General features: G+C 70.9%; 20 protein-coding genes. 14 read left to right on the forward strand and 6 right to left on the reverse strand.

All coding sequences use genetic code 11. The features are described 5' to 3' along the window. The first annotated feature begins 16 nt into the window (after nucleotides 1–16). The 3 genes from mfd (at nucleotide 17) to serB (ending at nucleotide 4,550) form a co-directional block, all read left to right on the forward strand. Nucleotides 17–3,475, forward strand: a complete 3,459-nt coding sequence (gene mfd / locus LXT12_RS01400) for a transcription-repair coupling factor (RefSeq protein WP_233388722.1) — start codon at nucleotides 17–19, stop codon at nucleotides 3,473–3,475. 24 nt (nucleotides 3,476–3,499) lie between these two features. Continuing rightward, entirely contained in the window at nucleotides 3,500–3,757 is a 258-nt protein-coding gene (locus tag LXT12_RS01405; RefSeq protein ID WP_233388724.1) for a hypothetical protein, read from the forward strand. A 100-nt stretch (nucleotides 3,758–3,857) separates the two neighbouring features. Further along, nucleotides 3,858–4,550, forward strand: coding sequence for a phosphoserine phosphatase SerB (serB, locus tag LXT12_RS01410; RefSeq protein WP_233388726.1), 693 nt, complete (start codon nucleotides 3,858–3,860; stop codon nucleotides 4,548–4,550). Nucleotides 4,551–4,553: 3 nt separating this feature from the next. Here serB and LXT12_RS01415 read toward each other — a convergent pair whose 3' ends face one another. The 4 genes from LXT12_RS01415 to LXT12_RS01430 form a co-directional block, all read right to left on the reverse strand. After that, complete coding sequence (locus LXT12_RS01415) at nucleotides 4,554–4,769, reverse strand: RNA-binding S4 domain-containing protein (protein WP_233388728.1); 216 nt, start codon at nucleotides 4,767–4,769, stop codon at nucleotides 4,554–4,556. Next, a complete protein-coding gene (locus LXT12_RS01420; protein ID WP_233388730.1) occupies nucleotides 4,762–6,474 on the reverse strand; it encodes a thiamine pyrophosphate-binding protein in 1,713 nt (570 codons plus the stop codon). The genes LXT12_RS01415 and LXT12_RS01420 overlap by 8 nt, the downstream gene beginning before the upstream one ends. A 513-nt stretch (nucleotides 6,475–6,987) precedes the next feature. Further along, nucleotides 6,988–8,118, reverse strand: a complete 1,131-nt coding sequence (locus LXT12_RS01425; protein WP_233388732.1) for an AI-2E family transporter — start codon at nucleotides 8,116–8,118, stop codon at nucleotides 6,988–6,990. An 85-nt stretch (nucleotides 8,119–8,203) separates the two neighbouring features. Beyond that, complete coding sequence (locus tag LXT12_RS01430; protein WP_233388734.1) at nucleotides 8,204–9,460, reverse strand: MFS transporter; 1,257 nt, start codon at nucleotides 9,458–9,460, stop codon at nucleotides 8,204–8,206. A gap of 70 nt (nucleotides 9,461–9,530) precedes the next feature. On the opposite strand from LXT12_RS01430, the gene LXT12_RS01435 reads away from it, so the two are divergent. From LXT12_RS01435 to LXT12_RS01460, 6 genes are all read left to right on the forward strand, one after another. Further along, complete coding sequence (locus tag LXT12_RS01435; protein ID WP_233388736.1) at nucleotides 9,531–10,340, forward strand: AraC family transcriptional regulator; 810 nt, start codon at nucleotides 9,531–9,533, stop codon at nucleotides 10,338–10,340. 158 nt (nucleotides 10,341–10,498) lie between these two features. Next, the gene (locus LXT12_RS01440) at nucleotides 10,499–11,443 is read left to right on the forward strand and encodes a DnaJ-like protein C-terminal domain-containing protein (RefSeq protein ID WP_233388737.1); all 945 of its coding nucleotides are present in this window, start codon (nucleotides 10,499–10,501) and stop codon (nucleotides 11,441–11,443) included. 114 nt (nucleotides 11,444–11,557) lie between these two features. Beyond that, complete coding sequence (nadA, locus tag LXT12_RS01445; protein ID WP_233388739.1) at nucleotides 11,558–12,658, forward strand: quinolinate synthase NadA; 1,101 nt, start codon at nucleotides 11,558–11,560, stop codon at nucleotides 12,656–12,658. Nucleotides 12,659–12,708: 50 nt separating this feature from the next. After that, nucleotides 12,709–12,999 (forward strand): late competence development ComFB family protein, encoded by a 291-nt coding sequence (locus LXT12_RS01450; RefSeq protein WP_233388742.1) that lies wholly within the window; start codon nucleotides 12,709–12,711, stop codon nucleotides 12,997–12,999. Between the two features lie 90 nt (nucleotides 13,000–13,089). After that, nucleotides 13,090–13,977 carry an SPFH domain-containing protein gene (locus LXT12_RS01455; RefSeq protein ID WP_233388744.1) on the forward strand — a complete coding sequence of 296 codons (888 nt, stop codon included), beginning with the start codon at nucleotides 13,090–13,092 and terminating at the stop codon, nucleotides 13,975–13,977. A gap of 12 nt (nucleotides 13,978–13,989) precedes the next feature. Continuing rightward, complete coding sequence (locus LXT12_RS01460; protein WP_233388746.1) at nucleotides 13,990–14,205, forward strand: type II toxin-antitoxin system antitoxin; 216 nt, start codon at nucleotides 13,990–13,992, stop codon at nucleotides 14,203–14,205. A 3-nt stretch (nucleotides 14,206–14,208) separates the two neighbouring features. On the opposite strand, the gene nadB is transcribed toward LXT12_RS01460, so the two are convergent. Then, nucleotides 14,209–15,825 (reverse strand): L-aspartate oxidase, encoded by a 1,617-nt coding sequence (nadB, locus tag LXT12_RS01465; RefSeq protein WP_233388748.1) that lies wholly within the window; start codon nucleotides 15,823–15,825, stop codon nucleotides 14,209–14,211. Between the two features lie 52 nt (nucleotides 15,826–15,877). Here nadB and LXT12_RS01470 point away from each other — a divergent pair, with 52 nt between their 5' ends. Both LXT12_RS01470 and LXT12_RS01475 read left to right on the forward strand, forming a co-directional pair. Next, nucleotides 15,878–17,068: an aminoglycoside phosphotransferase family protein gene (locus LXT12_RS01470; protein WP_233388750.1), complete on the forward strand. Its 1,191-nt coding sequence runs from the start codon at nucleotides 15,878–15,880 to the stop codon at nucleotides 17,066–17,068. A gap of 50 nt (nucleotides 17,069–17,118) precedes the next feature. Continuing rightward, nucleotides 17,119–19,110 (forward strand): alpha/beta hydrolase family protein, encoded by a 1,992-nt coding sequence (locus LXT12_RS01475; RefSeq protein WP_233388752.1) that lies wholly within the window; start codon nucleotides 17,119–17,121, stop codon nucleotides 19,108–19,110. Between the two features lie 12 nt (nucleotides 19,111–19,122). On the opposite strand, the gene LXT12_RS01480 is transcribed toward LXT12_RS01475, so the two are convergent. Further along, nucleotides 19,123–20,013: a sterol desaturase family protein gene (locus LXT12_RS01480; protein ID WP_233388753.1), complete on the reverse strand. Its 891-nt coding sequence runs from the start codon at nucleotides 20,011–20,013 to the stop codon at nucleotides 19,123–19,125. A gap of 133 nt (nucleotides 20,014–20,146) precedes the next feature. Here LXT12_RS01480 and LXT12_RS01485 point away from each other — a divergent pair, with 133 nt between their 5' ends. The 3 genes from LXT12_RS01485 (at nucleotide 20,147) to LXT12_RS01495 (ending at nucleotide 23,494) form a co-directional block, all read left to right on the forward strand. After that, a complete protein-coding gene (locus tag LXT12_RS01485; RefSeq protein ID WP_233388754.1) occupies nucleotides 20,147–21,136 on the forward strand; it encodes an AraC family transcriptional regulator in 990 nt (329 codons plus the stop codon). After that, nucleotides 21,133–22,119: a DUF2804 domain-containing protein gene (locus LXT12_RS01490; protein WP_233388756.1), complete on the forward strand. Its 987-nt coding sequence runs from the start codon at nucleotides 21,133–21,135 to the stop codon at nucleotides 22,117–22,119. Before LXT12_RS01485 ends, LXT12_RS01490 begins: the two co-directional genes overlap by 4 nt. Before the next feature lie 88 nt (nucleotides 22,120–22,207). Then, nucleotides 22,208–23,494: a GGDEF domain-containing protein gene (locus tag LXT12_RS01495; protein WP_233388758.1), complete on the forward strand. Its 1,287-nt coding sequence runs from the start codon at nucleotides 22,208–22,210 to the stop codon at nucleotides 23,492–23,494. Nucleotides 23,495–23,498: the final 4 nt, after the last annotated feature.

Below are 23,498 nucleotides of genomic sequence, written 5' to 3' on the forward strand. Positions count from 1 at the left end.
TCGTTTGTAGGTCCGCATGACGTTGCCCTCTTTGCCGGTCATCGCACCGGGCAGGAAATTCACCCACCCCCGCCCCCTCGGTTCCGCCGACGCCCTGCTGCTCGCGCGCTTCGTGCAGCAGCAGCGCGACGCCGGCCGCCTCGCCGCCATCTTCACGGCCGAGCCGGGCGACACCCAGCGCCTGGAGGACGAGCTCAAGTTCTTCGCGCCCGAACTCAAGGTGGCCGTCTTCCCCGATTGGGAGACCCTGCCCTACGACAGCTTCAGCCCCCACCAGGACCTGATCTCCGAGCGGCTGGCCACGCTGTGGGAGCTGCTGCAGGCGAAGAAGAGCAGGAGCATCGACGTGGTGCTGATGCCCGCCTCGACCGCGCTCGTGCGGCTGGCGCCGCCGAGCTTCCTTGCCGGCACCACCTTCAACTTCAAACAGAAGCAGCGCCTGGACGAGGCTTCGCTGCGCTCGCAACTGACGCTGGCGGGATACACGAACGTGAGCCAGGTGGTGCAGCCCGGCGAGTACGCCGTGCGCGGCGGCCTGATCGACCTCTTCCCCATGGGCTCGGCCGTGCCCTACCGCGTGGACCTGTTCGGCGACGAGGTCGACTCCATCCGCACCTTCGACCCCGACAGCCAGCGCAGCCTCTACCCCGTGCCCGAGGTGCGCCTGCTGCCCGGGCGCGAGTTCCCGATGGACGAGGCGGCGCGCAAGAAGTTCCGCGAACGCTGGCGCGAGAAGATGGACGGCGACCCGACCAAGTCGCGCCTGTACCGCGACATCGGCGAGGGCATCGCCGCGGGCGGCATCGAGTACTACCTGCCCATCTTCTTCGAGCAGACGGCCACCGTCTTCGACTACCTGGGTGGCGAGGCTGGCCTGGCCCTGCACGGCGAGGTGGACGAAGCCATCCAGCGCTTCTGGACCGACACCCGCGAGCGCCACCGCTTCCTGCAGCACGACCCGGAGCGTCCGCTGCTGCCGCCCGGCGAGATCTTCCTGACCGCCGAGGACTTTTTCGGCCTGGCCCGGCCGCACGCGGTGCTGTCGGTACGCGGCGACGAGCCGGTGGACTTCGCCCGGCCCCTGCCCGACGTCAGCGTCGAGCGCGGCGCCCAGGAGCCGCTGGCCCGCCTGGAGGCCCACCTCGCGGCCACGCCCCACCGCGTGCTGCTGCTGGCCGAGAGCGAAGGCCGGCGCGAAAGCCTGCTGGAGCAGCTGCGCGACCACAAGATCGACCCGCCCTCGGTGGCCAGCCTGGCCGAATTCTGGGAGGGCGACGAGAAATACGCCATCACGGCGGCCCCGCTGGCCGCCGGCTTCTTCTGGAACGATCCGCAGCGCCCGGTCCAGCTCATCACCGAGACCGAGCTGTTCGCCACGACGCCCACCACCCGGCGGCGCCGCAAGCAGGAGCAGGCCAGCGACGTCAACGCGCTGATCAAGGACCTCTCCGAGCTGAAGGTGGGCGACCCCGTCGTGCACATCAACCACGGCATCGGGCGCTACCAGGGGCTGGTCAACATCGACCTGGGCGATGGCGAGAAAAGCGAGTTCCTGCACCTGGAATACGCCGACAAGGCCACGCTCTACGTGCCGGTGTCGCAGCTGCACCTGATCGGCCGCTACACCGGCGTCTCGCCGGAAGAAGCGCCGCTGCACAAGCTGGGCTCCGGCCAGTGGGAAAAGGCCAAGCGCAAGGCCGCCGAGCAGGTGCGCGACACCGCCGCCGAGCTGCTCAATCTCTACGCCCGCAGAGCTGCGCGAGAAGGCCACGCGTTCCGGTACTCGGGCCACGACTACGAGGCCTTCGCCGCGAGCTTCGGCTTCGAGGAGACGCCCGACCAGCGTGCCGCCATCCACGCCGTCATCCAGGACATGATCAGCCCCAAGCCCATGGACCGCCTCGTCTGCGGCGACGTGGGCTTCGGCAAGACGGAGGTGGCCCTGCGCGCCGCCTTCGTGGCGGTGATGGGCGGCAAGCAGGTGGCCATCCTCGCGCCCACCACCCTGCTGGCCGAGCAGCACTACCAGAACATCGCCGACCGCTTCGGCGCCTGGCCGGTGAAGGTGGCCGAGATGAGCCGCTTCCGCTCGGCCAAGGAGATCAAGGCCGCGATGGAGGGCATTGCCGACGGCTCCATCGACATCGTCGTGGGCACCCACAAGCTGCTGTCCAGCGACGTCAAGTTCAAGCGCCTGGGCCTGCTCGTCATCGACGAGGAGCACCGCTTCGGCGTGCGCCACAAGGAGGCCATGAAGGCCCTGCGCGCCGAGGTGGACGTGCTCACGCTCACGGCCACGCCCATCCCCCGCACCCTGGGCATGGCGCTGGAAGGCCTGCGCGACCTCTCCGTCATCGCCACCGCGCCGCAGCGGCGCCTGGCCATCAAGACCTTCGTGCGCGCGGAGAGCAGCGGCACCATCCGCGAGGCCGTGCTGCGCGAGTTGAAGCGCGGCGGCCAGGTCTATTTCCTGCACAACGAGGTGGAGACCATCGAGAACCGGCGCCAGAAGCTGGAGGAGCTGCTGCCCGAGGCACGCATCGTCGTCGCCCACGGCCAGATGCCCGAGCGCGAACTGGAGCGGGTGATGCGCGAGTTCGTGGCCGGCAAGCACAACCTGCTGCTGTGCTCCACCATCATCGAGACCGGCATCGACGTGCCCTCGGCCAACACCATCGTCATCAGCCGGGCCGACAAGTTCGGCCTCGCGCAGTTGCACCAGCTGCGTGGCCGCGTGGGCCGCAGCCACCACCAGGCCTATGCCTACCTGATGGTGCCCGACCTGCAAGGCCTGACCAAGCAGGCGACGCAGCGCCTGGACGCAATCCAGGCCATGGAGGAGCTGGGCTCGGGCTTCTACCTGGCCATGCACGACCTGGAGATCCGCGGTGCCGGCGAGGTGCTGGGCGAGAACCAAAGCGGCAACATGATGGAAGTGGGCTTCCAGCTCTACAACGACATGCTGGCCGAGGCCGTGCGCTCGCTCAAGGCCGGCCGCGAGCCCGACCTGCTCTCGCCGCTGTCGGCCACCACCGAGATCAACCTGCACGCCCCGGCCCTGCTGCCCGACGCCTACTGCGGCGACGTGCAGGTGCGGCTGAGCCTGTACAAGCGCCTGGCCACGGCCGAGAAGCCCGAGCAGATCGACGCCATGCTGGAGGAGATCACCGACCGCTTCGGCAAGCTGCCGGCGCAAGGCCAGACCCTGTTCGACACCCACCGCCTGCGCGTGCTGGCCAAGCCCTACGGCGTCATCAAGGTGGACGCCTCGCCGGCCGTCATCAACATCAACTTCCGGCCCAACCCGCCCATCGACCCCTTGCGCGTCATCGAGCTGGTGCAGAAGAACCGCAACATCAAGCTGGTCGGCAACGAGAAGTTGCGCGTTGAAAAAATGCTCAGCAACCCGCAGGACCGCGCCCAGGCGGTGCGCGAGGTGCTGAGACTGCTGGGGCAGCCGACAACGCCCCGGTAATTGAGCCAACAGGGAAGCCAAGGCATGAGCACCAAATGCACCATCTTTTATCGGGAACCAACCGACAACGAGCCGCGCATCCATATCTATGACGACGCGCTCGAAGGCCTGGGCACCGACGAGCCCGACGTCTACGTCCAGCTCGATGGCGTCCTGAACGTGCAGCTTGAAACGCTCGGCTCCGGTCGCTCCTCGCTGACGTTTCGGCTGCCGCGCAAGACGGCTGCCGCGTTGGGCCTGATTCCAGCCGCTGGCGAAGCCTCTGAGCGGAAGGCACCATGACCTCTCTCATCCTTCAGGCAGCATTGCGCCCCATGGTGTACGACCACACGAACACTCAACTTGTCACGAAAGCTGGCTCGCCAGCACTTTGAATTCCGCCATGGCCTCTCTCGTTCTCAAGGGTGCTGCCCTGCCCCCGCTCTCCCACTTCAAGCTCGCCGCCTTCGACATGGACTCGACGCTGATCAGCATCGAGTGCATCGATGAGATCGCCGCCCTGGCCGGCAAGGGCGCGGAGGTGGCCGCCATCACCGAGGCCGCCATGCGCGGCGAGATCACCGACTTCAAGGACAGCCTGCGCCGCCGCCTGGCCCTGCTGGCCGGCGTGCCCGCCACGGTGCTGGACCGCGTGCTGGCCGAGCGGCTGACGTTCAACCCCGGCGCCCGCGAGTTGTGCGCGGCGCTGAAGGCCGCCGGGTTGAAGCTGGTGCTCGTTTCCGGCGGCTTCACCTTCTTCACGCGCCATGTCGCGGCCGAGCTGGGCATGGACTTCGTGCGCAGCAATGAACTGGAGATCGAGAACGGCGCCCTCACCGGCCGCGTCGTCATGCAGGACTGGGGCGACATCTGCGACGGCGCCGAGAAGCGCCGCATGCTGCTGCAAAGCTGCGAGGCCATCGGCTGCCGGCCCGACCAGGCCATCGCCGTCGGCGACGGCGCCAACGACCTGCCCATGATGGGCGCCGCCGGCCTGTCGGTCGCCTACCACGCCAAGCCCAAGGTGCGCGAACAGGCCCGCGTGGCCATCAACGAGGGCGGCCTGGACCGGCTGCTGGAGCTCTTCGCGGGCTGAGCCTCAGGCCGGGGCCAGGACGCGCACGTCCTGGCCCGCATAACCCACCACCTGCCCGGCACGGATCTTGGCCGTCTTGCGCAGCTCGACCTGGCCGTCCACCGTCACCTCGCCGGCCGCGATGACCATGCGCGCCCGCCCGCCGCTTTCGACGAGGCCCAGGGCCTTGAGCAGCTTGTCGAGTTCGATGTAGTCGCCCCGCAGGGTCAGTTCAAGCATGGCGGGCTTTCTGAGCGGCTTCGCGGATGGCGGTGAGCGTCGTGCGCGAAGTGCTCACGTCGCTGGACAGGCGCAGGTGGATGAGCGCCGGCCGGCCCGCCGCGATGGCGGCGTCCAGCGCGGTGGCGGCCTGCGCGGTGCTCTCGGCCTTGAAGGCCGCGAAGCCGAAGGCCTCGGCCAGCTTGGCGAAGTCGGGGTTGAAGAGGTCGCTGCCCGAGACGCGGCCGGGGTACTCGCGCTCCTGGTGCATGCGGATGGTGCCGTAGGTGCCGTTGTCGACGACGACCACCAGCAGCTTTTTCGCCCCATAGCCGGTGGCCGTCGCCAGCTCCTGGCCCGTCATCAGGAAGTCGCCGTCGCCAGCGATGTTGACGACCCAGCGGTCCTGCAGGAGCGCGGCCGCCACGGCCGCCGGCACGCCATAGCCCATCGCGCCCGAGGTCGGCGCCAGCTGGTTCTTGCCGAAGCGGTGCAGGGCCGTGTAGCGGTGGAAGCGGTGCAGCCAGCCGCTGTAGTTGCCGGCGCCGTTGGTGAAGATGGTGCCTTCGGGAAGCCTGGCATCGATGAGGCGGATGACCTCGGCCATGTCCAGCGGCGCGACGGGTGTGGGCACGAGGTTGGCTTCGTAGTCAGCGCGGGCCGCCTCGGTCCAGGCCTGCCAGGGCGTTTCGGCCGGCGGCGCCAGCGAGGCCAGCGCGGGCGCGGCCTGGCTCATGCTCGCATTGATGAGCAGCTCGCCGGTGTAGACGCGGCCCAGCTCCTCGGCGCCGGCGTGGATGTGGATGAGCTGCTGCGCAGGCCGCGGCGCCTGCAGCAGGGTGTAGCCGCCGGTCGTCATCTCGCCCAGGCGCGGCCCGACGGCGAGGATGAGGTCAGCCTCCTTCACGCGCGCCGCCAGCCTGGGGTTGATGCCTATGCCCACGTCGCCGGCGTAGTTGGGATGGCCGTTGTCGAACAGGTCCTGGAAGCGGAAGGCGCAGCCGACCGGCAGCTTCCAGGCCTCGGCGAAGCGCTGCAGCGCCGCCGTTGCCTCGCTCGTCCAGCCGCCACCGCCCGCGATGACCAGGGGCCGCCTGGCCGCTGCCAGGCGATCGCGCAGTTCGGCCAGCGCGGCCGGCGTGGGCGCGGCCTCCGCGATGCGTGCGGGGGCGACGACCGGCGCGGTGATGGCCTGGGTCAGCATGTCCTCGGGCAGCACCAGCACGACCGGCCCGGGGCGGCCCTGCATGGCGGTGTGGAAGGCGCGGGCGACGTACTCGGGCAGGCGCTCCGCGTCGTGCACCTCGCCGACCCACTTGGCCATGCCCAGCGTGCCGGGGCCGAACATCTGCCGGTAGTCCACCTCCTGGAAGGCCTCGCGGTCGCGCTGGTCGCTGGCGACCTGGCCGATGAAGAGGATCATCGGCGTGCTGTCCTGGAAGGCGGTGTGCAGGCCGATGCTGGCGTTCGTCGCCCCGGGGCCGCGCGTGACGAAGCAGATGCCGGGACGGCCCGTCAGCTTGCCTTGCGCCTCCGCCATGAAGGCGGCGCCGCCCTCTTGGCGACAGGCGACGAAGCGGATCCTGTCGCGATGCTCGTGGAAGCCGTCGAGCACGGCGAGGTAGGACTCACCGGGCACGCCGAACGCGGTGTCGACGCCCTGGGCGATCAGCGCCTCGACCAGCGCATGGCCGGCCAGGCGGGGGGTGGGAGCTTGTCTAGTCATGTGGAGACTGTAGCTGGGAGGTCGGGCGAGCTTGCGTCTCCTTTCGGCCAGGAGCGATCGGCCGCCAAAGTCAGCTTTCGATGTCTGCTGGCAGCCGGATGGCAGTGGGACGCGGGGCGACGCAATTGCTACGTGTCCCCCGGGCCGCTGCGCGGCCCTCCTCCTTTACCTTCGCAATTGCGTCGCCCCGCATCCCACTGCGGCACCTTCCGGTGTTCTCGACGAAGAAGCCGGGCGCTTGTTGAGCGGGCAGTGGGGCGGGCCTGATGCGAAGGTAAAGGAGGAGGCCCGCGTAGCGGGCCGGGGGACACGAAGCATCAGGCCCGCCCCGCTGCCCGCGCCCATCCCGGCCGATGCATGGGACCATCGATCAGGTCGATGGCGGGCCGTAGCCGCCCTACAGCGTCCTCGGCATCAAGCCGTTGAGTGACTGCTTTCAGACCGCGAATTCCATGGATCGAAAGACCGCAAAGGGTCGAAAGCTCCCCATCAACCCGGCCCTCTTGGGCCGCCTCACTCCCCAGCCGCCCCGCCCTCTCCCCCATCGCGTCCCTCCCGGGCAACCGCGGGCTGAGCCTCCGCCTCCCGGGCCTCGATGAACAGGTCCCACACCGCCACGAACAAGGCCGCGATGGCCGGGCCGATGACGAAGCCGTTGATGCCGAAGACGGCCATGCCGCCGAGGGTGGAGATGAGCACCAGGTAGTCGGGCATGCGGGTGTCCTTGCCGACGAGGATGGGACGCAGCACGTTGTCCACCAGGCCGATCACCAGCACGCCGTAGGCGATCAGCGCCACGCCCTGCCAGATCGCGCCGGTGACGAGGAAGAAGAGCGCCACGGGCAGCCAGATCAGCCCGGCGCCGATGGCCGGCAGCAGCGACAGGAAGCCCATGGCCACCGCCCACAGCAGCGCGCCCTTGATGCCGAGAAACCAGAAGGCCAGGCCGCCGAGCGCGCCCTGGGCTGCGGCCACGAGGATGTTGCCCTTGACGGTGGCGCGGATGACGGTGATGAACTTCTCGGCCAGGCGGCGGCGGTGCTCCGGCGCCAGCGGCACGGCGGCGCGGATGCGCTGGCTCAGGGCCGCGCCGTCGCGCAGCAGGAAGAAGGCCAGGTAGAGCATCACGAAGAAGCTGACGACGAGGTCGAGCGCGTTCTGGCCGACGTTGTAGACCTGCCCGGCGATCCACTGGCTGCCGCGGCCAACGGCCTCCGCGATGCGGGCCTGCAGGTCCTTGAAGTCGGTCAGCCCGAAGTGTTCCAGCAGGTCGTGCAGCCAGGCCGGCGTGACCGCCACGACCTGCTCGAAGTAGCGGGCGAAGTTGGTCTCGCCCGACTGCACGCGCTGGTACAGCGCCGCCCCCTCCTTCAGCAGCATGCCGGCCAGCAGCGTCATGGGCAGCACGACGATGAGCACGACCAGGGACAGCGTGGCCAGCGCCGCCAGCGTGCGCCTGTCCTTCCAGCGGCGCAGCAGCCGCGCCTGGACGGGCGCGAAGAGGATGGCGATCACCGCCCCCCAGAAGACCGCGCCGGCGAAGGGCTGCAGGATCCACAGGAAGGCCAGGCTGACCGCGATCATCAGCGCCACGAAGGCCTTGTGCTCGAAGGCCGGCGAGGTGATGAAGGTCTTGAATTTCATGCGGCGCGTTCAGGTCACCCGGGGCGGAAGCCCATCGTAAGGCCCGCGCCGGCGGACCCCGGCGCCACGGCGCCCGACCGTCGCGTCAGGCCGCCGCCACCGCGGCCGGACGCCGCGACACGCCCAGCCCCACCATGCCCGCCGAGGCGATGCCCATCAGCAGCGCCGCCGCCGACCCCGCGAACACGCCGCGCGGCATGCCGTGGTCGAGGATGGCGCCGAACACCGGCGCCGCGATGGCGAAGCCGATGTCCAGCCCGGAATACACCGTGCCGTAGACCCGGCCCGTCGCGCCGGGGGGCGCGGCGCGCTTGATCAGCATGTCGCGCGAGGGCCCGGCCAGGCCGGTGCCGAAGCCGGCGCAGGCCGCCACGGCCGCGGCCAGGCCGCCGGGCAGCCAGCCGGTCGCCGCCAGCAGCAACAGGGCGGCAGCAAAGGCCATGGCGAAGGCGATGGTGCGCTCCAGCCGCTGCGCCCGCGCGACGAGGAAGCCGCCGCAGACCATGCCCGCCGCCCCCGCCAGCATGTAGCCGGTCACGACGTAGGCCGTCTGCGCCAGCGGCAGGCCGTAGATCTGGTGCAGCGCGGGGCTGGCGAAGCTCTGGATGGCCGACAGCGCCGCCGTGCTCCAGAAGAAGAAGGAGAAGCACAGCCACACCGAAGGCAGCTTGAGGAAGGCCATGGGGTGCTCGGGCTTGGCGCCGACAGCAGGCTTGGCATGGCCCCAACTGCCCTGCCGGTCGTCGATGGCCGCGCGCTGCAGGAACAGCAGCCCGATGACGGCCAGTGCCACCAGCGCGGTGCCGAGGTAGGCCATGCGCCAGTTGCCGGTGGCGTTGGCGATACCCATGGAGAACACCGGCGCGACCGCCCAGCCGAGGTTGCCGCTGATGCCGTGCACCGAGAAGGCGTGCCCCAGCCGCGGCGGCGAGACCCGCTTGTTCAGGATGGTGAAGTCCGCCGGGTGGAAGGGCGCGTTGCCGACGCCCGCCAGGGCCGCCGCCAGCATCAGCCCGCCGAATCCCTGCGCCAGCCCCGCCGCCACCGACGCCAGGAAGAAGCTCGCCATGGCGGCGAAGAGGACCGGCCGCGCGCCGATGCGGTCGACGACGAAGCCCGCCAGGGCCTGGCCCGCCCCCGAGATGACGAAGAAGGTCGTCACCAGCAGGCCCAGCTCCGAGTAGCTGAGCCCGAAGGCCTGGATGAAGGCCGGAAACAGCGGCGGCAGCAGCATGTGGAAGAAGTGCGACGTGCCATGGGCGATGCCGATGGTGGAGATGGTGGCGACGTCGCGCCGGCGCTGCAGGCCGGCGTCGAAGGAGGACGCGAGGGCGGTGTTCATCGGCCGCACTGTAGGTAGCCAGGCGACGGCGCAGTTACGATGGTTCGTCAAGTTCTGTCGAAAACCAGCCATGGCCTCTCGAACCAGCGTGCCCGCCTTCTCGCCCGAACGCTTTGCGCCCACGGCCGAGCGGCCCTTGCGCGCCAAGGCTCGTGCACTGGAGCACCAGACCGACATCCAGCCCCACCGCCACGACTGGGGCCAGCTCGTCTTCTCGATGACGGGCGCCGTGCGCGTCAACACCGAGGCCTCGACCTACATCGTGCCGCCGTCGCGGGCGGTGTGGATCCCGCCGGGCAAGGTCCATGCGGTGACGGCCATCGAGCAGTGCGACCTGCGCACCCTCTACCTCGGCCCCGGCCTGCTGCCGGGCGAGGCCTGGAGCGCCGGCCGCGTGCTGGAGGTGTCGCCGCTGCTGCGCGAGCTGGTGCTCGCCCTGCCCTCCACGCCCGACCCCGTGCCCGCCGAAGACGCGGAGGACGCCGAGCGCCGGCGCGGCATCGAGGGCCTGGTGCTGGCCGAACTCAGGCGCGCCCGCACGCTGGCCCTGGGCGTCACCCTGCCGCAGGACGCGCGCCTGCGGCGGCTGTGCGAGGCCATGCTGCGCGAGCCCGGCCGCCACGCCGGCCTCGAGGAATGGGCGGCCGAAGCCGGGGCCAGCCCGCGCACGCTGAGCCGGCTCTTCCGCGAGCAGCTCGGCACCAGCTTCGCGCAGTGGCGCTCGCAGCTGCTGCTGGCCCACGCCTTGACCCTCGCGGCCCGCGGCCGGCCCATGAGCCATATCGCCGCCGAACTCGGCTACGCCAGCGCCAGCGCGTTCACGGCCATGGTGACCCGCACGGTCGGCATGCCGCCGAGCCGCTTCTTCGCGGCGGCCTGACGCCCGGTTACGCGGCTCACAACTCGCAAACCTTGCGTGGTTGCGGCGGTCCGCGCGCGGCCATCGCCCGGCGTTGACGGCCTGGGGCAGGAGCGGCGGCGCCCCGTGCGAGGATGAAGCCGCCCGACATGAAGCCGCCCGACAACAAGGAGAACAACATGCAACGACGTCACTGCACCCTGGCCCTGGCCGCCCTGCTGGCCACCGCCCTGTCCCGGCCCGCGCTGGCGCGGGACGACGACGACGGCGAATTCCTCATCCTGCACGCCCGCTACGGCACGGAGGAGCGCAACGTCAACGTCACCGAGAGGCTGCGCGAGCTGGCGCGCCAGGACCGGCGCTTTCGCCTGACCAACGACGTCTTCGGCGTCGATCCCGACCCGGGCCGCACCAAGACGCTGCGCATCTTCACCCGCGACCGCCAGGGCCACGACCGCAGCTTCGACTACCGCGAGTACGACACCGTGGACGGCGCCCAGTTCATCGGCTGGGGCGGCGGGCGCTGGGGCGAGGGCGAGTGGTCGCGCGGCTGGCACGGCGGCCCGCCGCGGGACGAGGGCCGCGACAGCGGCGAGTTCACCATCCTCTACGCCACCTACGGCACCTCCCGGCGTGAAGTGGACGTGACCGACCGCCTGCGCGAGCTGGCCCGGCGCGACCAGCGCTTCCGCCTGGGCAACGAGGTCTTCGGCATGGACCCCGACCCGGGCCAGACCAAGCGGCTGCGCATCGTCGCCCGCGACCGCGGCGGCCGGGAGCGCAGCTTCGAGTACCGCGAGTACGACACCGTGGACGGCGCCCAGTTCGTCGGCTGGGGCCGCGGCGACTGGGGCCGCGGTGGCGACTACGGGCCTGGCCGGCCAGGCGACCGCCTCGTCATCGAAAGCGCGAGCTACGGCAGCGACAACCGCTGGATCGACGCGACGCAGGCCCTGCGCGCCCAGGCGCGCGGCGACCGCTTCGAGGCCGAGGTGAGCAACGAGCTGGTCGGTTATGACCCCGCACCGGGCCAGCGCAAGCTGCTCACCGTCAGCTTCCGCCTGGGCAACGGGCCGGTCAACACGGTGCGCGTGCGCGAAGGCGACCGTCTGCGCCTGCCCTGAATCCGGCGCCTCCCCGCCGGCACCGGGGCCTTGCCCGGGCGGCGGGGCGTGGCGGCCCGCGGTGCGCGACACTTGAGGCTGCAACTGCCAGCGGCCACCGGGGCCGCCGCCACGATGTCCCAGACGCTTTTCGACTACACCAGGCAGGACGCCGCGGGCGCCTGCTCCACCGCCCATGCCTGGGCCAAGGTGCCGCCCATGCTGACGCCCTCGGAGCGCAGCGCCCAGGCGGAGCGCGCCGCTGAACTGCTGCGCCAGCATGACGCCGTCCTCGTCGCCCACTACTACGTGGACGGCGCCCTGCAGGACCTCGCCCTGGCCACCGGCGGCTGCGTGGCCGATTCCCTGGAGATGGCCCGCTTCGGCCGCGACCACCCGGCCCGCACCCTGGTCGTGGCCGGTGTGCGCTTCATGGGCGAAACGGCCAAGATCCTCAGCCCCGAAAAGCGCGTGCTCATGCCCGACCTCGACGCGACCTGCTCGCTCGACCTGGGCTGCCCCGCCGACGATTTCGCCGCCTTCTGCGACGCGCATCCCGACCGCCAGGTCGTCGTCTACGCCAACACCAGCGCCGCCGTGAAGGCGCGTGCCGACTGGATGGTGACGAGTTCCTGCGCGCTGGAGATCGTGGCCGACCTGCACGCCCGGGGCCAGAAGATCCTCTGGGCGCCCGACCGGCACCTCGGCCGCTACATCCAGGAGCAGACCGGCGCCGACATGCTGATGTGGAACGGCGCCTGCATCGTCCACGACGAGTTCAAGGGCCTGGAGCTGGAGCTGCTGCGCGAGCAGCACCCGGGGGCGCTGGTGCTGGTGCACCCGGAGTCGCCCAAGTCCGTGGTCGAGCAGGCCGATGTCGTCGGCTCGACGTCGGCACTGATCAAGGCCGTCGTCGAGGGCCAGGCCCAGACCTACATCGTCGCCACCGACAACGGCATCCTGCACCGCATGCGCCAGCTCGCGCCGCACAAGACGCTGATCGAGGCGCCCACCGCCGGCAACAGCGCCACGTGCAAGAGCTGCGCCCACTGCCCGTGGATGGCCATGAACGGCCTCACCAACCTGGTGGCATGCCTGGAAAACGGCCGGCCCGAGATCCAGGTCGAGGAGGACATCCGCGTCAAGGCGCAGCGCTGCATCAACCGCATGCTGGATTTCACGGCCGCACGCAAGGCGGCGGTCACCGGAATGACGCCAGGCATCGGTGCCGCCTGATGGCGCTATAAACGCGCCACGACCACGCCACGTTCCGAGGAGGCCCCGCGATGAATGCCGACTTCAGCTCCCTCTACAACCACCACGAGCGCGAAGTCTTCGCCGCGGTGCTGGACGCCTCCAAGGACTACCCCGAGATCGCCGCCAGCAACGACCTGCTCTGCGACGTCGCCTGCGTGGCCCTGAACCGCCTGCCCCCGCGCTACATCCGCCACGAGGTGGACTTCAGCTTCTACCTGACCGAGCACGAGCGCCTCGAGATCGACAACGCCATCACCGAGGCGGTGGGCTATGCCTTCAACTTCGTGCAGGCGAGGACGGCGTTGCGGGCACGCAAGTAGCACAGCCCCGGGGCAGGGGCGCCTCCCGTGACGCCCCTTGCCAATGCGGCCTCCACCCTTTAAAGTGATATCACCTTTTAGGGAGGAGACATGCAATCCATCACTATCCGCAAGGAGACCGTCGCGCGCAGCGTGAACGGACTATCCATCATCCCCGTGGCCCTTGCCATCGCCGTCCTCGCCACTCTGGCGAGTTGGGTAGAAGCCATCGGCAAGCTATCGTTCCTGCTGTCGATCGCGCTGGGCCTCGTCGAGATGGCGGTGCTTCGCGGCTTCTATATCCTGCAGCCCAACCAGGCGATGGTGCTCACCCTCTTCGGCAAGTACACGGGCACAGACCGCAGCGAGGGGCTGCGCTGGAGCAATCCGCTGATGGTCCGCCGGCTCATCTCCCAGCGGGCACGCAATCTCAACGCGCCCCCCATCAAGGTGAACGACAAACGGGGCAACCCCGTCGAGATCAGTGCCGCGGTCGTCTGGTGCGTGGGCAATCCTGCCTGCGCCGTCTTCGACGTCGACAACTACGAGACCTTCGTCAATGTCCAGGCCGAGGCAGCAATCCGGCATCTGGCCTCGCAATACGCCTACGACGAAGGTGAGGACCTCGCCGCCGATGAGACCACGCTACGGGCCGGACAGGACGAAGTGTCGGCAAGCCTGATCCAAGAGCTCCTTGCTCGCCTGGCTCCAGCCGGCGTGGCGGTGCTCGACGCCAAGATCACCCACCTGGCCTACGCCCCCGAGATCGCCCAGGTGATGCTGCGCCGCCAGCAAGCCGAGGCCATCATCAGCGCACGCAAGAAGATCGTCCAGGGCGCGGTGACCATGGTGGAAGAGGCGCTGCGCGGCCTGTCCGAGCGCGAGATCGTCGTGCTGGACGACGAACGCAAGGCCGCCATGGTGTCCAACCTGCTCGTCGTGCTGTGCTCGGACAAGGACACCCAGCCCATCGTCAACGCCGGCACGCTCTACGCATGAGCTTCATCCGGCATGGCCAGCCCTGACAAGAAGGCCTTTGCGCTGCGGCTGGACCCGGCGCTGTGGGCCCAGATCGAGCGCCTGGCGGCGCAGGAGCTGCGTTCGGCCAACGCGCAGATCGAACTGCTGCTGCGCGAGGCGCTGGCGCGGCGCGGCATCAAGCCGGCCGCCAGCCCTACGCCGCGCCGTGGCCGGCCGCCGAACGAGGCGGCCGAGGGCGACGGCTGATCCTCAGCGCCGCCGCGTCTTGCTGATCAGCACTGTCGGGAAGCTGGCCGGCAGGGTCTGGGGATAGTCGCGGCTGAAGTGCAGGCCGCGGCTTTCGTGGCGCATCAGGGCCGAGCGCACGATGAGTTCGGCGCACTCCACCAGGTTGCGCAGTTCGAGCAGGTCGCGCGTCACGCGGAAGCTGCCGTAGTAGTCGTCGATCTCGCCACGCAGCAGCTTGATGCGGTGCAGGGCGCGTTCCAGCCGCTTGGTGGTGCGCACGATGCCGACGTAGTTCCACATCAGCAGGCGCAGCTCGTCCCAGTTGTGGGCGATGACGACCTGCTCGTCGGCGTTCTCCACCTGGCTCTCGTCCCAGGCCGGCAGCGGGGCGGCGGGCTGGGGCGTCAGCTCGAGGATGTCGCGGGCGCAGGTCTGGCCGAGCACCACGCATTCCAGCAGCGAGTTGCTGGCCAGGCGGTTGGCGCCGTGCAGGCCGGTGTAGCCCGTCTCGCCGACGGCATACAGGCCCGGCAGGTCGCAGCGGCCGTTCAGGTCGGTCACCGCGCCGCCGCAGGTGAAGTGCACGGCAGGCACCACGGGGATGGGCTGCCTGGCGATGTCGATGCCGAGCTTGAGGCAGCGCGCGTGGATGGTCGGGAAATGCTCGACCAGGAAGGCTTCGCCCAGGTGGGTGGCGTCCAGCCACACGTGGTCGAGGCCGTGCTTTTTCATCTCGAAGTCGATGGCACGGGCGACGATGTCGCGCGGCGCCAGCTCCATGCGGGCGTCGTGCGCGGCCATGAAGCGCGTGCCATCGGGCAGCTTGAGGTGGCCCCCTTCGCCGCGCAAGGCCTCGGTGATCAGGAAGCCGCGGTCCTGCGGATGGGCGTTGGGCACGTACAGGCAGGTCGGGTGGAACTGGATGAACTCCATGTTGGCCACCCGACAGCCCGCCCGCCAGGCCATGGCGATGCCGTCGCCGGTGGAGGTGTCGGGGTTGGTGGTGTAGCGGTAGACCTTGCCGGCCCCGCCCGTGGCCAGCACGACGGCCCGCGCGGCCAGGGTCTCGACGCGCTGGGCGTCGATGTCCAGCGCGTAGACGCCATAGACCCGCGACGGCTCGTCGCGCTGCACGTGGCGCGAGGTGATCAGGTCCACCGCCATCCAGCGCTCGCGCAGGCTGATGTTGGGATGCTGGCGGGCCAGCGACAGCAACTGGTCGTGGATGGCCTTGCCCGTGGCGTCGGCCGCATGGGCGATGCGCCGCACGGCATGGCCGCCCTCGCGGGTGAGGTGCAGGCCCAGCGGCCCGGTGTCGTCGGTCGTGAAGGGCACGCCCTGCCCGACGAGCCAGCCCACGGCCGCGGCGCTGCGCTCGGCGATGAAGCGGGCCGCCGCCTCGTCGACGAGGCCGGCACCGGCTTCCTGGGTGTCGCGCACATGGCTCTCAATGGAGTCGTCGCTGCCCAGCACGCCGACGATGCCGCCCTGGGCCCAGGCGGTGGCGGCTTCGTCGAGCTGGCGCTTGGCCAGCACGACCACGGGCACGGTATCGGCCAGGTGCAGGGCGACGGTGAGGCCGGCCAGGCCGGCGCCAATGATGACGACCGGGGCGTCAAGCGGGGGGGCTGCAGTCATGGCCCGGCATTGTCCTGCACGCGAGGCCGCACAATGCCGGCCCGGATTTGCCATGACGACGCCCTTCCCTCCCCGGATCGCCACCCTGGTGCTGCTGGACGCCAGTGGCCGCCTGCTCGGCGCCCTGCCGCCCTTCGAGGCCGCCACGCCGTGGTGGAACCACGTCGAGCCCCTGGTGGAGGCCGCGGCGCAGCGCCATGGCCTGCGCGTCACGGTGCTGCGCCTGCTCCGCGCCGAGCGCCACCATCCGCCTGGTGGCGCCGTCAGCTACCTGGCCGAATGCGACGGCGGCGCGCCGGACGCGCTGGCTCCGTGGGACGGCGGGCTGGACGAGCAGCCGCTGCGCATGCGCTGGGCACGGCCCGGCGGCCCGCGGGCCGATCTCGACTGGGCGGTAGCCGCCCTGCGCCGGCAAGGCCTGGCCCCGGACGGCGAGCCCCGGCAACTGCGCAGCTGGAACCTCTCCAGCGTCTGGCGGCTGCCACCGTACTGGCTCAAGGCCGTGCCGCCCTTCTTCGCCCACGAGGGCCCGCTGCTGGCCGCGCTGCAGGCCGAGGCCGTGCCCCGGCTGGTGGCCCATGACGCCGGCCGGCTGCTGCTGGCGCCCGCCGCGGGCGAGGACCGCTACGGCGCGCCGCCCGACGAGTGCGAGGCCATGATCGACCTCCTCGTCGACCTGCAGCACCGCTGGGCGCCACGCCTGGACGAACTGCTGGCCCTGGGCCTGCCCGACTGGCGCGCCCAGGCCTTCGGCCGCGCGCTCGCCGAGCTGCTGCCGCGCATCGCCCTGCCGGCGGAAGACCGCGCAACGCTCGCCGCCTTCTCGGCGGCCCTGCCCGCCCACTTCGCGCGCCTGGCCGCCTGCGGCCTGCCCGACACCCTGCTGCATGGCGACTTCCACCCCGGCAACTTCGTCGGCGACGGCCGGCGGCTGACCCTGCTGGACTGGGGCGACGCCGGCATCGGCCATCCGCTGCTGGACCAGTCCGCCATGCTGACGCCGCAGTCCAGCGCCAGCGAACGGCGGCTGCGAGCCCATTGGGCCGCGGCCTGGCGGCGGCGCCACCCGGGGGCCGACATCGAGGCCGCCACCCGCCTGGTCGAGCCCCTGGCCGCCCTGCGCCGCGCCGTCATCTACCAGCGTTTCGTCGACGCCATCGAGCCGGCCGAACGGCCTTACCACCAGGACGACGTGCCGGACTTCCTGCGGCTGGCGGCGTTGCTGCTTCGCGCCCCCCGCTGAACGCTATGCTGCGCGCCGGGCGGGGGACACCGCCCGCAGGGAGAGACATCATGAGCACGCTCTGCGCTCGCGCAGCCGCCCTCGCCAGCCTGCTGTGGGCGCTGGCCGCCCACGCCGCACCACCGCCGGCGGAGGTTTTCTTCAAGGACGCCGCCATCGCCGACGCCGTCCTGTCGCCGTCGGGCCGCAAGCTGGCGATCAGGAGCACGTTCGGCCAGGCCCGCATCGGCCTTGCCGTCGTCGACCTCGGGCCCGGCGGCAAGCCGTCGCGCACCGCCCAGTTCCGCGACGGCGATGTGTCGCAGGTGCACTGGGTGAACGACGACCGGCTGCTCTTCAGCGTCGTCGACCTGTCCGACGGCAGCGGCCGCCCGAATGGCGCCCCGGGCCTCTTCGCCGTCGATCCAAACGGCGAGAACATGCGGCTCCTGGTGCGCCGGCAGGGCCGGCCCTTCATCACCGACGGGCGCGAGGACCGCACCCTCGACTGGAACCACCGCCTGCTGCGAGTGCCGCGGCCTCAGAGCGGCGCGGCCAACGAGGAGGTGCTGATCGCCAACGTGTCCCTCGACGAGCATCACTACCAGAGGCCGCTGTGGCTGAACACCCGCACGGGCCGCACCCGGTCGACCGGGGTCGACATCCCGCCCGACACGGTGGGCTGGCTGACCGATGGGCGCGGCGAACTGCGTGTCGCGTTGACCGCGCATGCCGGACGGCGCGGCGCCCTGTGGCGGACACCCGGCGCCCAGGCGTGGCAGCCCCTGTTCGACAGCGGCGTACTCGACCAGCCCTTCGCGGTGCACGCGGTGGACGATGCCGGCAACCTCTACGTGACCCGGACCCAGGGCCCGGCTGGCGAGCGGGTGCTGAGCCGTTATGACTTCGAGCGCAAGGCGCCCGCCGCGGAACCCCTGGTCGTCACACCGGGTTTCGACTTCCAGGGCGGGGTGCTGGCGGACGCAGCCGGCGAGGCGCTGGGCGTGCGCGCCTTCACGGACGCCGAGACCACGGTCTGGCGCCATGCCGGCATGCAGGCCCTGCAGAAGGCGGCGGACGAGCGCCTGCCCGGGCGCGTCAACCGGATCACCTGCCGGCGCTGCGGCGCGGCCGACATGGTGGCCCTGGTGCTCTCCTACAACGACCGCGAGCCGGGCGAGTTATGGCTCTACCAGGCCCAGCCCGAGGGCGAGCCGGCATGGCGCCCGGTCGGCCGCGTGCGCCCCGACGTCGTTCCGGCCGACATGGCTCGCCAGGACCTGCAGCGCATCGCCGCCCGCGATGGCCGCGACCTGCCGGTGTGGATCACCCGCGGGCCGCCGCCCGAAGGCCCCTTGCCCGCCGTCGTGCTGGTCCATGGCGGCCCCTGGGTGCGGGGCAACGTCTGGGGCTGGCATTCCATGGCGCAGTTCCTCGCCTCGCGGGGCTACGTCGTCATCGAGCCGGAATTCCGCGGCAGCACCGGCTATGGCGACGTGCATTTCCGCGCCGGCTTCAAGCAGTGGGGCCAGGCCATGCAGGACGACGTGGCCGACGCCTTGCGTTGGGCCCGGCGGCAGGGCATCGCCAGCGACAAGGCCTGCATCGCGGGCGCCAGCTACGGCGGCTACAGCACGCTGATGGGACTGGTACGCGACCCCGAGCTCTACCGCTGCGGCGTCGCCTGGCTGGCCGTCGCCGACCTGGAGCTGATGTTGGCCGGGAGTTGGTGGGTCGACGACGACACCGGCAGCTCGGCACGCAAGTACACCCTGCCCGAGATGATCGGCGACCGCGAGAAGGACGCCGACATGATCGCCGCCAACTCACCGCTGCGGCAGGCGTCGCGCATCAAGGCCCCCTTGATGCTGGCCTACGGCGAGGCCGACCGGCGCGTGCCGCTGGTGCATGGCGAGCGCCTGCGCAAGGCGCTGCGGGAGGCGGGCAACGAGCCGGACTGGGTCACCTACCCCGGCGAAGGCCATGGCTTCGGCGTGCTCAAGAACCGCATCGACTTCGCCCAGCGCATGGAGGCCTTCCTGGCCAGGCACCTGAAGGAGTGACCGCCGGGCGGGTCAACCCTTGAAGCCGTTCCCATGCCGCCGCCACTCCGGCGGCTTCCACAGGTGGGCCAGCCGCAGGCCCCAGGTCTTCTCCCGGGCCATGTCGCGGAACATGGCCCGCCATTCGTGCGCATTCAGCCAGAAGAGGTTGTGCGTCGGGAAGGGGTGCTCCAGGCCGTAGTCCACCGGCTCCTCCTCGGGCACGAACGTGCCGAAGAGGCGGTCGAAGACGATGAGCGTGCCGCCGAAGTTGCGGTCCATGTACTGCGGGTTGCGGCCGTGGTGGGCCCGATGGTGCGAGGGCGTGTTGAAGACGAACTCGAACCAGCGCGGCATGCGGTCCACCCAGGTCGTGTGGACGAAGAACTGGTAGCCGAGGTTGAGCGACAGCGCGAACAGCACCCAGCGCGGCTCGAAGCCCAGCCACACCGCCGGCAGGTAGAACAGCCAGTTGCCGGCTATTGGGTAGAACCAGCTCTGCCGCAGCGCCGTGCCGAAGTTCATCTTCTCGGAGCCGTGGTGCACGACGTGGGCGCACCAGAACCAGCGGATGCGGTGGCTGGCGCGGTGGAAGCCGTAGTACAGCAACTCCACGAACAGGAAGAGCCCAAGGAAGCGCAGCGGCGTGACCTCGATGGTGAAGAGGCGATGGTCGTAGACCCAGCCCATGGCCGGCAGCACCAGCACGATCAGCAGGACGAGGTCGGTGACCAGATAGCTGCCGCCGCTGTTGAGGCTGTCGAAGCTGTCGCGCCAGTCGAAAACGCCCTTGTGGCGCAGGCGCCAGGCTTCCATCGCCAGGAAGACGGCGAAGACGGGCGACAGCATCAGGAGGGTGAGGTCGCGCCAGTCGAAATGGCGGTGGTAGAGATCGAGCAGCAGGTCCATCGGCGACGCATCCATGGCCAAGCCGCCATGGTGCGCCGATCCGGGCCCGGCGGCTTGACGGCCGAGCCCGGGTTTTTGACAAATCACGCCAATGCTGGCGTTATTCCCGCCGCGCCGGCCCGGCGGGCTCGGGCATCATGCGCCGCCCATGGATGAGACCCGCGTCGCCGCCAGCTATGTCCAGCTGCTCTTCGAGCACATGGCCGCGCTGGGCCGTGCCGACGCGCTGGGGCCGCCGCCGGCGCCGTCCGAGGGTTTCGTCGCGCTCAGGCGCTGGCAGGCGCTGCTGCAGAAGGCCCGCGACCTCGACCCCGGCCCCAAGGCCACCTTCACGCTGCGGCTGGCGCGGGGCATCGCGCCGCGGCACTTCGGCGTGGTTGGCTTCGCGGCCCTGGCCTGCGGCACGCTGGGCGAGGCCTTGCAACGGCTGGAGCGCTACCACCGCTCGGTCTACGACGTGAACGCGGCCCACGTCCACCCCTGCGCCGAGGGCCTGTGCATCGAGTGGGGCGTGGAGCGCGGCCGGCCCGGTGCCCTCGTCGACGAGACGGCCATCGCCGCCTTCGTGCAGCTCACGCGCGAGTTCACCGGCCGGCCGGTGCGGGCGCTGGCCGTGGACTTCGTCAATCCGCGGCCGGCCGAGTTGCGCCCCTACGAGGATTTCTTCGGCGGCCCGGTGCGCTTCGGCCAGCCGAGCACGCGGGTGGTGCTGTCGCCGCGCGACCTGGCCCTGCCGCTGCGCGGCGCCGACCCCGCCCTGCTGGCCTTGCTCGACGCCCAGGCCGAACGGCTGCTGCAGGAGGCCGCGGCCGTGGCCGAGCCGGTGGGCGTCTGGCGCCAGGCCCTGGTCGGGCTGATCCGCAGCGGCCGGACCTCGCTGCCCGACCTGGCGCTGAGCCTGCAGATGAGCCCCCGCAGCCTGCAGCGCCGCCTGGCCGCGCAGGGGCATAGCTTCCAGGCCTTGCTGTCCCAGACACGCCAGCAGCTCGCCGAGGCCTATCTGCGCGACGCCAACGTCGAGCTGGCCGAGGTGGCCCTGCTGCTGGGCTATTCCGAACAGAGCGCCTTCACGCGCGCCTTCCGGCAGTGGACCGGCCAGGCACCGCGGCAATGGCGCCGCCACCGGCAAGCCTCATGACCCCTGCCCCCGACCACGTCGTCACCCAGGGCGCGCCCGCCCACGGCCGCTACGCCGGCCGCATCACCCGCATCGACTGGGGGCCACTCCGGGCGCCCCGTGGCCGGCTGTGGCGCTGGCTGCACCACAAGCGCTGGCATTACGTGGGACTGGGCAACGAGCAACTCTTCATCGGCGTGGCCATCGTCGACGTCGGCTGGACCTGCACGGCCTTCGCCTACCTCTTCGACCGCCGCCGCCGCAGCCTGCTGGCCGACTGGAGCCAGGACGGCCTGCCGCGGCTGCAGGCCGGCGTGTCGGACGAGCCGCTGGCCGGCGCCCACAGCTGGTTCCGCGGCCCCGGTGCGCGGCTGAGCCTCGTCCACAGCGCCGCGCCAGACACCCTCGCCCTGGCGGTGGCCGTGCGCGGCCTGCACCTGGAGGCCGTCCTCGACCTGGGCTCGATGGCGCCGCCCCTGCTGGCCGTCGGCCCCATCGAGGGCGGCCTGGCCCATGCCACGCAGAAGACCACGGCCCTGCCGGTGCAGGGCTGGGCCGAGGCAGGCGGCGAGCGCTTCGACCTGGGCGGCGCCTGGGCCGCCATCGACGCCTCCAACGGCCTGCTCGCCCGCAAGACCGCGTGGCGCTGGGCCAGCGCGCATGCGCCGGACATCGGCTTCAACCTGCAGCAGGGCTATTTCGGTGGCCAGGAAAACCTGCTGTGGCTGGACGGCCGACCCATCCCCCTCGGGGCGGCGAGTTTCGCCTTCGACGCGGCGCAGCCGCTGCAGCCCTGGCGAGTACAGACCGACGATGGCCTGCTGGACCTCGTCTTCACGCCGGAGGGCGCACGCGCCCAGAACCGCGACCTGGGCATCGCCGCGAGCCGCTACGTGCAGCCCATCGGCAGGTTTTCGGGCATCGTCAGGGAATCCCCGGACGCGACACCGCGCCCGGTGTGTGACTTGCTTGGCGTCACCGAGGATCACGCCTCGCGGTGGTGACTACGGCTGGGTACAGTGTCGGGCTGCGCCAATCCGGTGCATGGGATGAACCGCTGCCACCGTGCCACATGAACTCCACCTCCGAGGTTTGATCGCTGCCCTGGCGCTGAGCCTGCTGGCGATCCTGGGGTTGGAGTTCATGCCGGACCGCCAGCTGGACCTGCTGGCGCCGGGCGCTGTCCACAACCTCTTCCTCGCCTCGCCGGCCCCCGCGGGAGCCGGTTCCCCGGTGCAGTGGGTCGACGCCCGCCGCCGGCACTGGCGCTGCCACTACACGGCGCCGGCGCCCTACGAGCCCTGCGGCATCACGCTGATGCTTTCGGGCAAGGACCCGGCGCGGGGCGTCGACCTGACGCGCCTGCGCACGCTGGAGCTGGACCTGGCCTACCGCGGCAGTTCGCCGCATGTGCGCGTGGCCATCCGCAACTTCGACACGCGCTTCTCGCGCGCGGAAGACGCCAACAGCCCGCGCATCCACACCATCCACCTGCGCAGCCGCGACGTCCAGCAACCCGTGGTGCTGGACCTGGCGGAGCTGACGGTGCCGGAATGGTGGATCGCCCAGTACAACCTGCCGCGGGAGTTCAACCGCGCGCGGCTGGACAACGCCACCTCGATCACCATCGACCTGCCCTCGGAACTGGCCGGCCACGAGCAGGACCTGGAGCTGCGCCGCCTCGTGCTGCGCGGCGACTGGTTCAATCGCGACGTCGCCTACCTGGCCGTGGTCTGCGCGTGGATGCTGGGCGCCGCGGCCATCGCCGTGCATCGGGGCACCGCACTGCGCCGGCGCTACCGGAGCCAGCAGCGGGAGATCGACGCGCTGACGGCGCGCACCAGCGCACTGCGCGAGGAGCAGGACCGCCTGCGCCGGCTGGCAACCATCGACGAGCTGACCGGCGTCCTCAACCGCCGCGGCCTCGAAGCGGCCCTGGAAGACCTGGAGAGCCAACCCCAGGGCGTGGCGCTGGTGCTGCTGGACATCGACCACTTCAAGCGCATCAACGACCGCTGGGGCCACACCGCCGGCGACGAGGTGCTGCGGCGGGTCGCGGCGATCGTCGCGGCCAACCTGCGCGCCCGCGACGTGATCGGCCGCTGGGGCGGCGAGGAGTTCCTCATCGCCTGCCAGGGCCAGCATGTCGAGGACGCTGCCCACCTCGCCGAGAAGCTCCGCGAAAGCATTGAAAGCTCCTGCATCGACGCCAAGGGCCGCTTCGGCATCACCGCCAGCTTCGGCGTGGCGCTGGCGCCGCCCGGCACCTCCGCGCAACGCGCCTTCAAGCGCGCCGATGCGGCCCTCTACCGCGCCAAGTCAGCGGGCCGCAACCGGGTGGAAGTCGACACCGCCCACGACGCCGCCACCACGCTCTGAGCGC

This window comes from Pelomonas caseinilytica (assembly GCF_021353235.1).
Taxonomy (GTDB): domain Bacteria; phylum Pseudomonadota; class Gammaproteobacteria; order Burkholderiales; family Burkholderiaceae_C; genus Pelomonas; species Pelomonas caseinilytica.

Excerpts from the sequence above, each read along its gene's own strand:
- mfd (WP_233388722.1), top strand. The coding sequence starts at position 17 with ATGACGTTGCCCTCTTTGCCGGTCATCGCACCGGGCAGGAAATTCACC.
- LXT12_RS01405 (WP_233388724.1), top strand. The coding sequence starts at position 3,500 with ATGAGCACCAAATGCACCATCTTTTATCGGGAACCAACCGACAACGAG.
- serB (WP_233388726.1), top strand. The coding sequence starts at position 3,858 with ATGGCCTCTCTCGTTCTCAAGGGTGCTGCCCTGCCCCCGCTCTCCCAC.
- LXT12_RS01415 (WP_233388728.1), bottom strand. The coding sequence starts at position 4,769 with ATGCTTGAACTGACCCTGCGGGGCGACTACATCGAACTCGACAAGCTG.
- LXT12_RS01420 (WP_233388730.1), bottom strand. The coding sequence starts at position 6,474 with ATGACTAGACAAGCTCCCACCCCCCGCCTGGCCGGCCATGCGCTGGTC.
- LXT12_RS01425 (WP_233388732.1), bottom strand. The coding sequence starts at position 8,118 with ATGAAATTCAAGACCTTCATCACCTCGCCGGCCTTCGAGCACAAGGCC.
- LXT12_RS01430 (WP_233388734.1), bottom strand. The coding sequence starts at position 9,460 with ATGAACACCGCCCTCGCGTCCTCCTTCGACGCCGGCCTGCAGCGCCGG.
- LXT12_RS01435 (WP_233388736.1), top strand. The coding sequence starts at position 9,531 with ATGGCCTCTCGAACCAGCGTGCCCGCCTTCTCGCCCGAACGCTTTGCG.
- LXT12_RS01440 (WP_233388737.1), top strand. The coding sequence starts at position 10,499 with ATGCAACGACGTCACTGCACCCTGGCCCTGGCCGCCCTGCTGGCCACC.
- nadA (WP_233388739.1), top strand. The coding sequence starts at position 11,558 with ATGTCCCAGACGCTTTTCGACTACACCAGGCAGGACGCCGCGGGCGCC.
- LXT12_RS01450 (WP_233388742.1), top strand. The coding sequence starts at position 12,709 with ATGAATGCCGACTTCAGCTCCCTCTACAACCACCACGAGCGCGAAGTC.
- LXT12_RS01455 (WP_233388744.1), top strand. The coding sequence starts at position 13,090 with ATGCAATCCATCACTATCCGCAAGGAGACCGTCGCGCGCAGCGTGAAC.
- LXT12_RS01460 (WP_233388746.1), top strand. The coding sequence starts at position 13,990 with ATGGCCAGCCCTGACAAGAAGGCCTTTGCGCTGCGGCTGGACCCGGCG.
- nadB (WP_233388748.1), bottom strand. The coding sequence starts at position 15,825 with ATGACTGCAGCCCCCCCGCTTGACGCCCCGGTCGTCATCATTGGCGCC.
- LXT12_RS01470 (WP_233388750.1), top strand. The coding sequence starts at position 15,878 with ATGACGACGCCCTTCCCTCCCCGGATCGCCACCCTGGTGCTGCTGGAC.
- LXT12_RS01475 (WP_233388752.1), top strand. The coding sequence starts at position 17,119 with ATGAGCACGCTCTGCGCTCGCGCAGCCGCCCTCGCCAGCCTGCTGTGG.
- LXT12_RS01480 (WP_233388753.1), bottom strand. The coding sequence starts at position 20,013 with ATGGATGCGTCGCCGATGGACCTGCTGCTCGATCTCTACCACCGCCAT.
- LXT12_RS01485 (WP_233388754.1), top strand. The coding sequence starts at position 20,147 with ATGGATGAGACCCGCGTCGCCGCCAGCTATGTCCAGCTGCTCTTCGAG.
- LXT12_RS01490 (WP_233388756.1), top strand. The coding sequence starts at position 21,133 with ATGACCCCTGCCCCCGACCACGTCGTCACCCAGGGCGCGCCCGCCCAC.